Annotated in this window: 11 protein-coding genes; 5 read left to right on the top strand and 6 right to left on the bottom strand. The window is 70.3% G+C overall.

All coding sequences use genetic code 11. From position 1 onward, the window contains the following. Positions 1–43 precede the first annotated feature (43 nt). Positions 44–856, top strand: coding sequence for a PhzF family phenazine biosynthesis protein (locus ACIQJT_RS09215; protein WP_365448386.1), 813 nt, complete (start codon positions 44–46; stop codon positions 854–856). Here ACIQJT_RS09215 and ACIQJT_RS09210 read toward each other — a convergent pair whose 3' ends face one another. After that, positions 857–1,657: a type II CAAX endopeptidase family protein gene (locus ACIQJT_RS09210; RefSeq protein ID WP_365448384.1), complete on the bottom strand. Its 801-nt coding sequence runs from the start codon at positions 1,655–1,657 to the stop codon at positions 857–859. 184 nt (positions 1,658–1,841) lie between these two features. On the opposite strand from ACIQJT_RS09210, the gene ACIQJT_RS09205 reads away from it, so the two are divergent. Next, on the top strand, positions 1,842–3,614 hold the full coding sequence (locus ACIQJT_RS09205) for a substrate-binding and VWA domain-containing protein (RefSeq protein ID WP_402641382.1): 1,773 nt from the start codon (positions 1,842–1,844) through the stop codon (positions 3,612–3,614). Between the two features lie 13 nt (positions 3,615–3,627). Here the strand turns inward: ACIQJT_RS09205 and ACIQJT_RS09200 are convergent, their stop codons facing one another. Further along, positions 3,628–5,145, bottom strand: coding sequence for a glutamate-cysteine ligase family protein (locus tag ACIQJT_RS09200; RefSeq protein WP_365448380.1), 1,518 nt, complete (start codon positions 5,143–5,145; stop codon positions 3,628–3,630). 523 nt (positions 5,146–5,668) lie between these two features. Between ACIQJT_RS09200 and ACIQJT_RS09195 the strand changes: the two genes are divergently transcribed. The 3 genes from ACIQJT_RS09195 (at position 5,669) to ACIQJT_RS09185 (ending at position 7,993) form a co-directional block, all read left to right on the top strand. Continuing rightward, positions 5,669–6,235, top strand: coding sequence for a hypothetical protein (locus ACIQJT_RS09195; RefSeq protein WP_053852147.1), 567 nt, complete (start codon positions 5,669–5,671; stop codon positions 6,233–6,235). A gap of 296 nt (positions 6,236–6,531) precedes the next feature. Next, positions 6,532–6,729 (top strand): DUF5999 family protein, encoded by a 198-nt coding sequence (locus tag ACIQJT_RS09190; RefSeq protein ID WP_020123464.1) that lies wholly within the window; start codon positions 6,532–6,534, stop codon positions 6,727–6,729. A 193-nt stretch (positions 6,730–6,922) separates the two neighbouring features. After that, positions 6,923–7,993 (top strand): LacI family DNA-binding transcriptional regulator, encoded by a 1,071-nt coding sequence (locus ACIQJT_RS09185; RefSeq protein WP_402641378.1) that lies wholly within the window; start codon positions 6,923–6,925, stop codon positions 7,991–7,993. 354 nt (positions 7,994–8,347) lie between these two features. On the opposite strand, the gene ACIQJT_RS09180 is transcribed toward ACIQJT_RS09185, so the two are convergent. The 4 genes from ACIQJT_RS09180 to ACIQJT_RS09165 all read right to left on the bottom strand — a co-directional run bounded on the left by ACIQJT_RS09180 (position 8,348) and on the right by ACIQJT_RS09165 (position 12,574). Continuing rightward, positions 8,348–9,385, bottom strand: a complete 1,038-nt coding sequence (locus ACIQJT_RS09180; RefSeq protein WP_402641375.1) for an endo-1,4-beta-xylanase — start codon at positions 9,383–9,385, stop codon at positions 8,348–8,350. A 58-nt stretch (positions 9,386–9,443) separates the two neighbouring features. Then, the gene (locus ACIQJT_RS09175; protein WP_402642586.1) at positions 9,444–10,208 is read right to left on the bottom strand and encodes a carbohydrate ABC transporter permease; all 765 of its coding nucleotides are present in this window, start codon (positions 10,206–10,208) and stop codon (positions 9,444–9,446) included. Between the two features lie 65 nt (positions 10,209–10,273). Further along, complete coding sequence (locus ACIQJT_RS09170) at positions 10,274–11,272, bottom strand: sugar ABC transporter permease (RefSeq protein WP_365448371.1); 999 nt, start codon at positions 11,270–11,272, stop codon at positions 10,274–10,276. A gap of 6 nt (positions 11,273–11,278) precedes the next feature. Further along, complete coding sequence (locus ACIQJT_RS09165; RefSeq protein ID WP_365448369.1) at positions 11,279–12,574, bottom strand: extracellular solute-binding protein; 1,296 nt, start codon at positions 12,572–12,574, stop codon at positions 11,279–11,281. Positions 12,575–12,883: the final 309 nt, after the last annotated feature.

Raw genomic sequence — 12,883 nt, 5'->3', positions numbered from 1 at the left:
TTGGCCTTGTCCCGGTCACAGGACCACCCCGTACCGTCGGCCCATGCGTATCCGAATCGTCGACGCCTTCACCGACCGCCCGTTCGCCGGCAACCCGGCCGGGGTCCTGCTCCTGGACGACGCCTTCCCGGACGACGACCGGCTCCAGAACATCGCCCTGGAGGTCAACCACGCGGAAACGGCCTTCGCGCACCGGTTGCCCGAGGGCGGCGAGGCCGACTGGGCACTGCGGTGGTTCACACCCGCCACGGAGGTCAACATGTGCGGGCACGCCACGCTCGCCACGGCCCACGTCCTGCACGGCACCGGCGCCCACCGCGGCCCGGTGCGGTTCGCCACCCGCAGCGGGGTCCTGGTCGCCACGCCCCGGGAGGACGGCTCGATCACCCTGGACTTCCCGACGGCCCCGCTGACGCCCGTCGCGCTGCCCGACGGGGTTGCCCGGGCGCTGGGCGCCGAGCCGCTGACCGCCTGCGACACCGGGCCGAACATCGGTGACCTGCTGCTCGAACTGGCCGACGAGAAGACCGTGCACGCCCTGCGCCCCGACCTCAAGGCCCTGGCCGCCTACTCCGAGCGCGGGATCATCGCCACCGCACGCGCCGAGAACCCGGGCCTGGGCTACGACTTCGTCTCCCGCTGCTTCTTCCCGAACGTCGGCATCGACGAGGACCCGGTCACCGGCAGCGCCCACACCGCCCTGGCGCCCTACTGGGCCGAGCGACTCGGCCGTACGGATCTCACCGGGCTCCAGGCCTCGCCGCGCTCCGGCCGGGTCCGCACCGAACTGCGCGGTGAGCGCACGCTGCTGACGGGGCGGGCGGTCACGGTCATCGAGGGCGAGCTGCTCGCCTGATCACGCGGTCGGCAGCCAGCCCACCTTGCCCGCGAGCAGCGCGTATCCGACGAACGCCCCGATGTCGAGCAGGGAATGCGCCACCACCAGGGGCCCTACCCGGCCCCACCGCCGGTACAGGAGGACGAACACCACGCCCATGACCATGTTGCCGATGAAGCCGCCGACGCCCTGGTAGAGGTGGTAGCTGCCGCGCAGTACGGAGCTGGCCACCAGGGCGGTGCCCGGCGTCCAGCCCAGCTGGTTCAGCCGGCGCAGCAGATAGCCGACGACGATCACCTCTTCGAGGATCGCGTTCTGCATCGCCGACAGGATCAGCACGGGGTACTTCCACCACACGTCGGGCAGCGCCTCGGGCACCACGGTGAGGTTGAAGCCGAGGCCGCGTGCGGCCAGGTAGAAGGCGATGCCGGTACTGCCGATCACGGCCGCGATCCCGGCCCCGCGAGCGAGGTCGGGGCCGGGCCGGGTGCGGTCGAAGCCGAGGGTCCGCAGGCTCTGCCCCTCGCGCAGCAGGAAGTGCGCGACCAGGGCGACGGGCACCAGGGCGGACGCGATCCCGAAGAGCTGCCAGGCGAGATCCAGCCAGGGGCGGCCGGGCGCGGCCGAGGCGTTGAGGGTCGCCGCCTGGTCCTTGAGACCCCCTGGTTTGGTGACCGATCCGACAAAACTGATCAGCGCGGACACACCGCTCGCACCGAGCGAAAGCCCCAGGACGAGCAGCGTCTCGTCACGGAAGAACTTCCGTGAGAGCGCCCTCTGCGGAAAAGAATCGGCCACCGGCCCTTCCTCCGCCTGCACACCTGCCTCCAGTTGAGTAATCCAGCCTCATCCGTATCCCCGCCCCGCTAGGGTCCTTCGAAAGAAGTTACGAAGATCGTGCGCAAGGCCGTCGGGGGGACGGACGCCGTACGGGGGCGTACCTCCCTCTCTCCTGCCGTACACGGCCGTGCCGGCACGAGCACCAGGGGAGGGCACCACCGTCATGGGACGTCACAGCTTGCCCGATCAGTATGGGGCGGGCGGCAGCGGCCCCCGCCCCCGCGCGCGCCGCCGCACCGTGGCCGTCGCGACGGTGCTGGTCCTGACCGTCGCCGGTGGCACGGCCGCCGCCGTCCAGAGCGGCCTGCTCTCCTTCGGCTCCTCCTGCCGCGACGAGGCGGTACGGCTCGAGGTCGCCGCCTCCCCCGACGTGGCCCCCGCCCTGCGCGCCGCGGCCGAGCGGGCCCACGACGAGAACCTCACCTCCGACGGGAGCTGCGTCGACATCTCCGTGACCGCCCGTGAGTCGTACAAGGTCAGGGACACGCTCGCGGCCGGCAAGAACCCGGGTGCGCAGGTGTGGGTGCCGGACTCGGACGTGTGGGTCGAGCAGATCTCCGCGGACGCGGGCGCGACAAAGGTGGCCCGTGTCGGCAACGTGGCCTCCAGCCCGGTCGGCATGGCGATGGTGCCGGCCGCCGCGAAGTCTCTCGGCTGGCCGCAGAAGACGTACGGCTGGCTGGAGCTGGCCGGCGCCGCCTTGGGGGGCGACTCCCTCAGGCTGGGCGCCGCCGACCCCGCGCGGAGCGCGTCCGGACTGCTCGCCCTGACCCAGCTCAGCAGTGCGGCGGGCCGGACCGAGGGCGGGCCGACACAGGCCGCGGCGATGATGAAGTCCCTCTCGCAGCGCATCTCCGACAGCGACGGCCAGCTCGTGGAGACGCTGCCGCGGGACTCGTCCGGCACCGAGCAGGGCAATCCGAAGCGCAACCAGGCGCTCGTCCTGTCCGAGCAGGCGGCCTTCGCCCACAACTCCTCGGCGGAAGCCGGGGACGGTCTCGACTTCTTCTACCCGAAGGACGGTTCACCCCGGCTCGACTACCCGTACGCGCTCGTCGACGAGGCGAGGCTGAGCACCGACGAGAGCCGGGCGGCGATCCGCTTCATGACGTATCTGCGCAAGCCGGAGCAGGAACAACTCCTGACGGACCGGGGGTTCCGCACCTCCGACGACCAGGTGTCGGGCTCACTGGTCGCCAAGGCCGGGGGCAGGGCGCCGCAGCCGTTCGCGGCGGCGGCCGGTGAACCGGCTTCCGCGACCGCGCTCCAGGAGGCCCTCGGCACCTGGACGATCACCGTCCAGAGCGCCCGGATCACCACGGTCGTGGACGCGTCCTCGTCCATGTCGGAGGCGGTCCCGGGCACCGGCCGCTCCCGGATGGACGTCACCAAGGCGTCCCTCCTCCAGGCCCTCGCCACCTTCACCCAGGAGGACGAGATCGGCCTGTGGGAGTTCTCCACCGAGCTGGACGGCGACAAGGACTACAAGATCCTGGTGCCGACCGACCGGCTGGGCGACAGCACGGCCGCGGGCGGCACCCAGCGGGAACGCCTGTCGGCGGCCTTCGGCGGTCTGGAGCCGGTGCCGGGCGGCGCGACGGGCCTGTACGACACCACGCTCGCCGCGTACAAGGCGGCGACCTCCTCCTACGCCGAGGGGAAGTTCAACGCCCTGGTGGTGCTGACCGACGGCGTCAACCAGGACCCCGGCAGCATCTCGCGCGGGGCGCTGATCTCCGAGCTGGAGAAGCTCTCCAGCCCCGAACGCCCGGTGCCGCTGATCGTGATCGCGGTGGGCCCCGACGCCGACCGCGCGGAGGCCCAGCAGCTCGCCGAGGCCACCGGCGGCTCCGGTCAGCAGGTCAACGACCCCGCCCAGATCCACACGGTGATCCTGAAGGCGATCGTGGCCGCGGGCGCCCAGGGCGGTGGCTGACCCGCGGCGGCCCTCACCCTGTCGGCACCGGTTCCGGCAGTCCCACCGGCCAGGTGTGCACCGGCTCCCCCAGGCGCATCAGCTCGCCGTACCGCCGCGTCGTGGCGGCCAGCGCCGCCTCCCGCGACAGCCCCGCCTCCAGGGCGCGGTGGAAGGTCGCCGCCTGCCAGGACGCCCCGTTGGTCCGGCGTCGGCAGCGCTCCTCGATCACCCCGAGGTACAGGTCCCGGTCGGCGGGCTCGACGCCCCAGGCCGCGAGTCCCGCCTCGGCCAGCGGCAGCAGTTCGTCGCGTACGAGGCTCACCGCGTCGACCTCGACCGTGCCGCCGTGCCGGCCGCGCCGGGGCCAGGTCATGCGCGCGTCGATGCCGTGCCGGCACGCCGCGTCGAAGTTGGCCGCGGCCGCCTCGAACGGCATCCGGGTCCACACCGGCCGCTGCTCCTCGGCGAGGGCGCGGACGAGACCGTAGTAGAAGGCCGCGTTCGCGATGACGTCGGTGATGGTGGGACCGGCGGGCAGCACCCGGTTCTCGACCCGCAGGTGCGGGACGCCGTCGGCGATGTCGTAGACGGGACGGTTCCAGCGGTACACCGTGCCGTTGTGCAGGACGAGTTCGGAGAGCGAGGGCACCCCGCCCTCGTCGAGCACCTTCAGCGGGTCCTCGTCGTCGCAGATCGGCAGCAGGGCCGGGAAGTAGCGCAGGTTCTCCTCGAAGAGGTCGTACGCGGAGGAGATCCAGCGCTCCCCGAACCAGGTGCGCGGCCGCACGCCCTGGCTCTGGAGTTCCGGCGGCCGGGTGTCCGTGGACTGCTGGAAGAGCGGCGGCCGGGACTCGCGCCAGAGCTCACGGCCGAACAGGAAGGGCGAGTTGGCCCCCAGGGCGATCTGAACGCCGGCCACCGCCTGGGCGGCGTTCCACACGTCCGCGAAGCGTCCCGGGGTGACCTGGAGGTGCAGTTGCACGGAGGTGCACGCGGCCTCCGGGGCAATGGACTTGGAGGTGCAGGTGAGGCGTTCCACCCCATCGATGTCGAGGAGGAAGTCCTCACCGCGCGCCGCCACGATCTGGTCGTTGAGCAGGGTGTAGCGGTCCACGTCGGACAGGTTGGAGGAGACCAGGTCGTCCCGGTCGAGCGTCGGCAGAATGCCGATCATCACGATTCCCGCGTCGACCTCGCCCGCTTTGCGGTCGGCGTACGCGAGCGAAGTGCGGATTTCCTCGGCGAGCCGGTCGAATACCCGGCCGCCCAACGGGTGTGGGGCTATGTTGACTTCCAGGTTGAACATGGCGAGTTCTGTTTGGAAGTCGCGGCTCGCGATGCGTTCGAGGACCTCTCCATTCAGCATTCTCGGCATACCGTCGGTGCCGACCAGGTTCAATTCGATCTCCAGCCCCATCAGGTTCTTGGGGCGATCGAACCGCTGCTCCGCCAGAAGCCGCTCCAGCCCCGTCAGGCACTGTCGGAGCTTGTCGCGGTAGCGCTGGCGATCGGACAGGTCGAACTGGCCTGCCGCGACCTTCTCCCCCATGGATGGGTCCTTCCTCGTTGCGTCCTGCGTCAGGTGGGATGATGCCCCGCCGGAACGATCGATAACGTCCCGAGACCGCTCCGGGCCCGCTACGCTGTTGGATGTGACCGGTGGCACATTCACTCGGCATGCAGCTGTCAGCAGTTTCGGGTGCCCCGAAGAACTCGTGAAAAACGCCGACGAGAATTGGCCGACCGCTTCCGGCGCATTTCCCGAGGTCACCGCCTCGAAGTAGGCACGGTATCGGGATGATTCCCGCGTATCGCCGACCGAATGACTCCTTGCCGGTTACGGCGGAAACGGCTAGACGAAACATCGTCTGAACACATGTCGTATAAACTCCGCGAACAAGGCAGAGGGTTGGCGCCCACGGTCCTGATCCCGCCGTCGGTGACGTACGGCGGCCCTCGTCCGCACCCCCGTCACCGGACCCCGGCCCCCGCCTCTCTGACCCCCTGAGCTGACAGCGTCGTCCGCCCCCGCCCTCGCGCCACCGTGCCTGTCGAATGAGAGGCGACCCACCATGCCGCTGCATGTACCCCCGGCTCCCGCGCCCGCACTCCGTTCCGTCCTGACCGCACTCGCCTCGCCCACCGCGGTCCGCGAGGCGCGGACCCCCTCCCTGCTGCGCGCCCAGGGACCTGTCGCACCCGAGCTCCCGCTGCCCGTGCACGTCCTGGACGGCACCGCCACCAGGCTGGCCGGCTGGCGTTTCCTGATCCGCTGCGGCGAACGCTCGGTGGCCGCGGCCGAGACCATGCTCACCCCGGACGGCTGGGCGTTCTCGCACTTCTTCGAGGGGCCCTACATCACGTCCACCGAGCGCGCGCTGCACCAGGCCGAGCTGATGCCCCAGCCCTACCAGCCGCGCCTGCTGTCGATCCCGGGCCTGTACATGCTCGCGCTGTGGCTGCACGGCGACTGCGCGGCGGACGCCGGCACGGGCCGTCTCGCCGCCACCGATCTGCTCGTCCCCCTGGCACCGGCCCCGCCCGGTATCGCCGCGCACCGCCCGCACCAGGCCGCCGAACTCCTGCCGGTCCTGACCCACCGGGTGACACCGGCCCCACTGCTCGGCTCACCCGCCTGAGACACCACGACCGGCCCTCGTACCCCGCCCCGCATTCCGGGTAGCGGGGTACGTTGCCCGGACGAGACGGCAAGGGACCTGACCCCAGGTGGACTAGCCCTTTCCGGCCCCCTCGAACCACCCGAAGGGGCAGTGCAGTTGGGATGAACCGTCCGGCCGGGTGACGCGTCTCCAACCTGTGAAGAAGTGGTGATGCGAAATCCCTGCGGATTGACGCCCGTAGGGCAACACTGGGTTCGGACTGAGTTATCGCAACGGGGGACGCCATGATCACAACACAGCGAAAGATCCCACCAATGTGCCAGCACCAGCCACCGTGTCCCACCGCCGACTCCGCCGACCGGGAATCCGCCCGCCTCGTGGCGCACCACCCGGAACAGGGCTGGAGCCTGCTGTGCAACGGCGTTCTGCTCTTCGAGGACACCGGTGAGCTCCTGCCCGACGGCCGGGTCATCGCCCCGCACCGCCCGCTCGCGGCGGCGACAGCCGCCTGAGCACGACCGGGCGGCCGTCGTACCGCCCGGTGACCTTGAGGGGCCGGCTCGCAGCGACCGCCTGCGCACCGGCCCCGACGCATGTTCACCGACGATCACTCCCCGTGACGCCTTGTGTATGGGCGCACCTTCCGGAAGACTCCTGGAAGTTTCGAGCCCGACACGTCCGGGGCTCCGACGCGGAGGTGGACAAGTGACAGCAGGCGAGCCCGACGCCGCGTCCCGGGGCAGGGTCACCATCACGGAGATCGCCCGGCAGGCCGGGGTCTCGGTGCCGACGGTGTCCCGGGTGGTCAACGGCCGGTCGGACGTGTCCCCGCACACCCGCGCCCGGGTCGAGGAACTGCTCCAGCGGTACGGCTACCGCAAGCGCCCCGCGGCCCCGGGCACCCGCGCGCCCCTGCTCGACCTGGTCTTCAACGACCTCGACAGCCCCTGGGCGGTGGAGATCATCCGGGGCGTGGAGGAGGTCGCCCACGCGGAGGGCGTCGGCACCGTGGTCTCCGCGATCCACGGCCGCTCGGGCGACGCCCGCGAGTGGATGCGCAACCTGCGGGCCCGAGCCTCCGGCGGGGTCATCCTGGTCACCTCGGCGCTCGACATGGTCCTCCATGACGAACTGCGCGTGCTCGGCGTCCCGTTGGTCATCGTCGACCCGGCCGGCTCCCCCGCGCTGGACGCGCCCACCATCGGCGCCGCCAACTGGTCGGGCGGGCTCGCGGCCACCGAGCACCTGCTGTCCCTCGGCCACCGCAGGATCGGCCTGATCGCCGGGCCGCCCCGGCTGCTCTGCTCACGTGCCCGCCTCGACGGCTACCGTGCCGCCCTGGAAGGCGCCGGGCTCGCCCTCGACGAGGCGCTCGTCGTGCCGGGCGACTTCCACGCGGAGTCCGGCTTCGCGGGCTGCGAGAAGCTCCTCGGCCTGCCCGAGCCGCCCACCGCCCTGTTCGCGGCCAGCGACCAGATGGCCCTCGGCGCGATCGAGGCGCTGCGGAGGCGTGGACTGCGGGTGCCGGAGGACATGAGCGTGGTGGGCTTCGACGACCTCCCGGAGGTCCGCTGGTCGGCGCCCCCGCTCACGACCGTCCGCCAGCCCCTCGCCGAGATGGGCAAGCTGGCCGCCCGCACCGCCCTGGAACTGGCCCGCGACGAACGCCCGGCCTCCCCCCGGGTGGAACTGGGCACCGAACTGGTGATCCGCTCCAGCACGGCTCCGCCGGCGATCGGGGCAGGGGGTGACGCGAGGAGGGGGGGCCGCACATGACGTCGGATCGCTTCGCAGAGCCACGGCCGCCGCGCACCCCTCGACGGTGCACCGCCGGAAGTGTCTGCCTGCGGGCCGGCGACGGCCATCCGCGGCGAAGCCGCCTGTCACCGGCAGCCTCCCGCTCGACGGTCGGTTCCCGGAGGGTGATGCCCGGCGGACGGTTCTCGCGCCCCTGACCGAGCCGAACCCGCCGACCGGCACCGGTGACTGTGGGACGGGGGTCCGCCCGAGTGGCTCACCGGGGTGTGAGCACGCGGCGATCAGCCGACGCACGCGGGCCCGGCCACGGACCCGGTACCGGGCGGCAGTTCCACCCGGTACCGGCCCGAGACCGGGCTGCCGCCGCCTACGTCACCTCAGCGCCCCCCGAATCGCGAAGTACGCCGGCTTCGGCTGGAGTTGCTCGTCCCAGGGCAGCGCGGCGCCCTCGCCCTCGAAGAACGCCGGGATCCAGGAGTACTTGTCGGTGTAGTCCCAGACGGTGATGCCCACGCACCGGCGCACCGCGAGGCAGGCGTCGGTCAAGTAGGCGTACCAGTCGGCCTGTTGGGCCAGCTTCTCCTCCGTCGCCGGCAGGATCATCCGGATGTCGACCTCGGTGAGCGCGGTGTCGAGGCCCAGCCTGGCGAAGCGGCGGAGGTTGTCCTCCAGGGTGGTGGGATAGCCGTACTGGAGCGCCAGATGGGCCTGGAGGCCGATGCCGTCGAGCGGGACGCCCTTCGCCTTCAGCTCCTTGGCCAGCTTGTAGTAGGCGTCGCTCTTCGGGCCGACGGCCTCGATGTTGTAGTCGTTGAGATAGAGCTTGACCTTGGGGTCGGCCTGCCGGGCCCAGCGCAGGGCGTCGGCGATGTAACCGGGGCCGAGGGTGTTGTAGAAGACGGTCTCGCGGTACGTACCGTCCTCGTTGAAGGCCTCGTTGACGACGTCCCAGGCGAACACCTTGCCCCGGTAGTGCCGTACCTCGGTCTGGATGTGCCTCTTCAGTACCGGCCTCAGCTCCTCCGCCGTCCACGCGCGGGAAGTGATCCAGTCGGGCAACTGGCTGTGCCAGACGAGGGTGTGACCGCGGACCTTCTGGTGGTGCGCCCGGGCCAGCTGCACGATCTCGTCGCCCTGGGAGAAGTCGAAGACTCCCGGCTCGGGTTCGGTGGCGTACCACTTCATGCCGTTGCCCGGCGTGATCTGGTCGAACTCGCTGCCGAGGATCTTCTTGTACGGCTCGTCGACGAGTTCGGGATTGTCGGTCGCGCTGCCGAAGTACCGGCCGTGCCGCTGGGCGAGGTCGGCGAGGGTGGCCTGCTTGCCGTGGGCCTGGGCGGGTGCGCCGAGCCCGGTGACGACCAGGGCCGCGGCGAGCACTCCGACGAGTCTGAGACGGTTCTTGCGCATGGTGCGACTCCTCACGTGCGGGGTGGGGTGAGCCGTTCTGGACAGGGAAGTGACGCCGTCAGCCCTTCGTGGCACCGGCCGTGAGGCCGCCGACGAGCTGGCGCTCGGCGACCGAGTAGAAGGCGAGGGCCGGCACCATCGCCAGGACGAGATAGGCGAAGACACGGGCGTACTCGGCGGAGTACTGGCCCTGGAACTGCTGCACGCCCACCGGGAGCGTCCACCACGTGTTGTCGGTGAACACCAGCAGCGGCAGCATGAAGTTGTTCCAGCTGGTGACGACGGCGAGCACCGAGACCGTGCCGAGCGCGGGCCGTGCCATGGGCAGCAGCACCCGCCAGAAGAAGCCGAAGGAGCTGCACCCGTCGAGGGTGGCCGCCTCCTCCAGCTCACCGGGGATCTCCCGGAAGAAGGCCCGCAGGATGATGATCGTCATCGGCAGTCCGAAGGCGGCCTGCGGAAGGATCACGCCGAGCGGGTTGTCCAGCAGACCGAGCGAGCGCAGCAGCAGGAACAGCGGGAGCACCGCCACCGCGAAGGGGAACATCAGCCCCATCGTGAAGAGCGTGAACAGCGCCTCCCGGCCGCGGAAGGCGAAGCGTGCGAACGAGAACGCGGCCAGCGCGGACAGGGCGACGACAAGCACCGTCGTGCCGACCGCGATCAGCGTGCTGCTGCCGAGCAGCCGCCAGAAGTCCCCGCCGCCGAGGATGTCGGTGTAGTTGCTGGTGAGCCACTTCTCGGGCAGCCCGAAGGGGTTGCTGGAGAGCTCGTCGGTGGACTTGAACCCGGAGAGGACGGCGTACACCAGGGGCACGATCATCACCGCGCCGACCACTACCAGGATCACGTGCAGCGGCAGCGTCCGTACTGCCCTTGTACGGCTGGTCACTTGGCGTTCCCCCTCATCGTCGTGGTGGCCCCTTCGAGGTCGCGGCGGAGCACGAACCGCTGGTAGGCGAGGGCGAAGACGAGGCAGATGCCGAACATGACCACGCTGATCGCGCTGGCGTAGCCGACCTGGTAGCGCTTGAAGCCGTACTGGAACATGGTCACGGCCATCGTCTCGGAGTGGTGGTCGGGCCCGCCCTGGGTGATCACCCAGACCAGGTCGAAGAGCTGGATCGCCCCGATGACGGACAGGAAGACGCTGATCCGGAGAGTGGGCGCCAGCAGCGGCAGGGTGACGTTGCGGAACCGCTGCCAGGCACTGGCCCCGTCGATGAGCGCCGCCTCGGTCAACTCCCGCGGGATCGACTGGAGTCCGGCCAGGTAGAGCATCATGTGGAAGCCGAAGTACTTCCAGGTCATGACGAGGAAGAGCGTCGCCATCACGTAGGAGGGGTCGGCGAACCACAGTCCGCCCAGGCCGTCGAGGCCGACCGCGCCGAGGACGTGGTCGGCGAGTCCGTCGTCCGGGGCGAAGACCATGCTGAACAGCACGCCGGTGATCGCCTCGGACAGCACGTAGGGCGCGAAGAACAGCATCCGGTAGACGGCCCGGCCGCGCAGCCGCTGGTTGAGCAGGACGGCCATGGCGAGCGCGAAGGGCAGCTGGATGACCAGGGAGAGTCCGACCAGGACGAGGCAGCGCCACAGGTCGCCCAGGAAGACCGGGTTGTCGAACAGGTCGGTGAAGTTGTCCGTGCCGACGTAGTCGGAGGGCATGCCGAAGCCGCCCCAGCGGAAGAAAGCCGCGTACAGCGCGAACAGCATCGGCAGCAGGACCATGCCGACGAACAGCACCAGCGCGGGCAGCTGGAAGCCGACCGCGGTGAGCCAGTGCAGCGCACGCCGGCGGCCCCGCCCCCGGGCCCTGACCGATTCCGGGGGCGGGAGTTCGGTGCCCGGACCGCTCCGCTTGTCTGCGAGGAACGTGGAGGTCATCGCGGGCTACTGCTCTTCCTTCGCCGTCTGCGTGATCGACTGGGCCACCTGTTCGGGGGACTTGGAGCCGGCGATCAGGGCGGCCACGCTGTCGTTGACCTCCTGGCCGACGGCGGGGGCGTACGCCTGGTCGAGGTAGAGCTGGAAGCCGGTGGCGGCCTTCAACTGCGCCTGTACGAGCTTGAGGTTGGGGTCGGTCATGGCCTTCTCCGCGTTCGGGAGCACGGGAAGGACGCTGGTCTTCTTGACCAGTTCCAGTTCGGTGGCCTCCGAGGCGAAGAACTTCAGGAAGTCGACGGCCGCCTGCGGGGCGCCCCGGCGCAGGGCGTGTCCGCCACCGCCGCCGAACACCTCGGTGATGGCGCCCTTTCCGCCCTCGACCGCGGGGAACGGGAAGAAGCCGAGGTCGTCGCCGAGGCCCTTGCCGGAGTCGGCCTGCACGGACGGGGCCCACTGGCCCATGAGTTCCATGGCCGCCTTGCCGTTGCCGACGGTGGCGGCCTGGCCGGTGGGGGTGGAGTAGGCGGCGTTGAGGAAGCCCTTCTGGAAGGGCTGGAGGTCGACGAGTTCCTTGAGGTGGCGTCCGGCGTCGACGAACCCGGCGCCGGTGAAGTCCTTGTCCTCACTGGCCTTCTGGAGGGCGTCGATGCCGGCGGTGCGCATCGCGAGGTAGGCCCAGTAGTACATGCCGGGCCACTTCTCCTTGCCGGCGAGGGCGATGGGCGTGATGTTCTTCGACTTCAGCTTGTTCACGGCCTCCAGGAAGCCGCCCCACGTGGTGGGGGGCTCACTGACACCGGCCTGTGCGAAGAGCGCCTTGTTGTACCAGAAGCCGATCATGCCCATGTCGAAGGGGACGCCGTAGAGCTTGTCGTCGAGGATGTACGGCTCCTTGGTGACCTTCAGCAGGCCGTCGGACCAGGGCTTGGTCCGCTCGGTCAGATCCTCGACGAGGCCCGCGTCCACCTGCTGCTTGAGGACGCCGCCGCCCCAGGTGTGGAAGATGTCGGGGAGCTTCCCCGAGGCGGTCAGTGCCGTCATCTTCGACTTGTAGGCGTCGTTCTCCAGCTGGACGACCTTTATCTTGACCTTAGGGTTCGCGGCCTCGTACTTCTTGACGAGGCCCGCCCAGACACTCTTCGCCGGTTCGGTGGTGGAGATGTTCCACCACTCCACCGTGGTCGTCCCGTCGGACGATCCTCCGTCCGAGTCGCCGCCACAACCTGTCAGTGCCGTCATGCCCAGACCGGCCGCGGCGGACGCCGCCAGAAAATTACGGCGGGACAGTGCCGGGTCGCCCATGATGCGCTCCTTGGGTACGGGACGGAGCCGTCCTTGTCCGTCCTGCGGTCCGAAAGTTTCGGAGTTGATCCAGAAAGCTTCGCTGCTGCCGCACCCTAGAGACAGCTACTAAACGGTGGCAACCCCCTGTGCACGGGGAATGTTCACGGATTGCTCCGCCGACTCCCCGGACAGGGCTCAGCGTCCCACCGGACACACCCCGGCGACAGGGGATCGGGGCACGGAGGCACGCATGCCGGTCGGGCGCGGGGCAGTTGATCCGCAGCGGAGCGGCCCCGGGCACGCACCTCCGCAGGTAACCTCGGACGG

The organism is Streptomyces sp. NPDC091972 (assembly GCF_044756385.1).
Classification (GTDB): Bacteria; Actinomycetota; Actinomycetes; order Streptomycetales; family Streptomycetaceae; genus Streptomyces.
Note: the sequence above shows the minus strand (reverse complement) of the source record. Positions and strands in the feature narration are given on the sequence as shown.

Bases quoted from the DNA above. Each gene is read 5' to 3' on its own strand.
- ACIQJT_RS09215 (WP_365448386.1), top strand. From the start codon at position 44: ATGCGTATCCGAATCGTCGACGCCTTCACCGACCGCCCGTTCGCCGGC.
- ACIQJT_RS09205 (WP_402641382.1), top strand. From the start codon at position 1,842: ATGGGACGTCACAGCTTGCCCGATCAGTATGGGGCGGGCGGCAGCGGC.
- ACIQJT_RS09200 (WP_365448380.1), bottom strand. From the start codon at position 5,145: ATGGGGGAGAAGGTCGCGGCAGGCCAGTTCGACCTGTCCGATCGCCAG.
- ACIQJT_RS09195 (WP_053852147.1), top strand. From the start codon at position 5,669: ATGCCGCTGCATGTACCCCCGGCTCCCGCGCCCGCACTCCGTTCCGTC.
- ACIQJT_RS09190 (WP_020123464.1), top strand. From the start codon at position 6,532: ATGTGCCAGCACCAGCCACCGTGTCCCACCGCCGACTCCGCCGACCGG.
- ACIQJT_RS09180 (WP_402641375.1), bottom strand. From the start codon at position 9,385: ATGCGCAAGAACCGTCTCAGACTCGTCGGAGTGCTCGCCGCGGCCCTG.
- ACIQJT_RS09175 (WP_402642586.1), bottom strand. From the start codon at position 10,208: ATGATCGTGCCCCTGGTGTACGCCGTCCTCTCCGGGTTCAAGTCCACC.
- ACIQJT_RS09170 (WP_365448371.1), bottom strand. From the start codon at position 11,272: ATGACCTCCACGTTCCTCGCAGACAAGCGGAGCGGTCCGGGCACCGAA.
- ACIQJT_RS09165 (WP_365448369.1), bottom strand. From the start codon at position 12,574: ATGGGCGACCCGGCACTGTCCCGCCGTAATTTTCTGGCGGCGTCCGCC.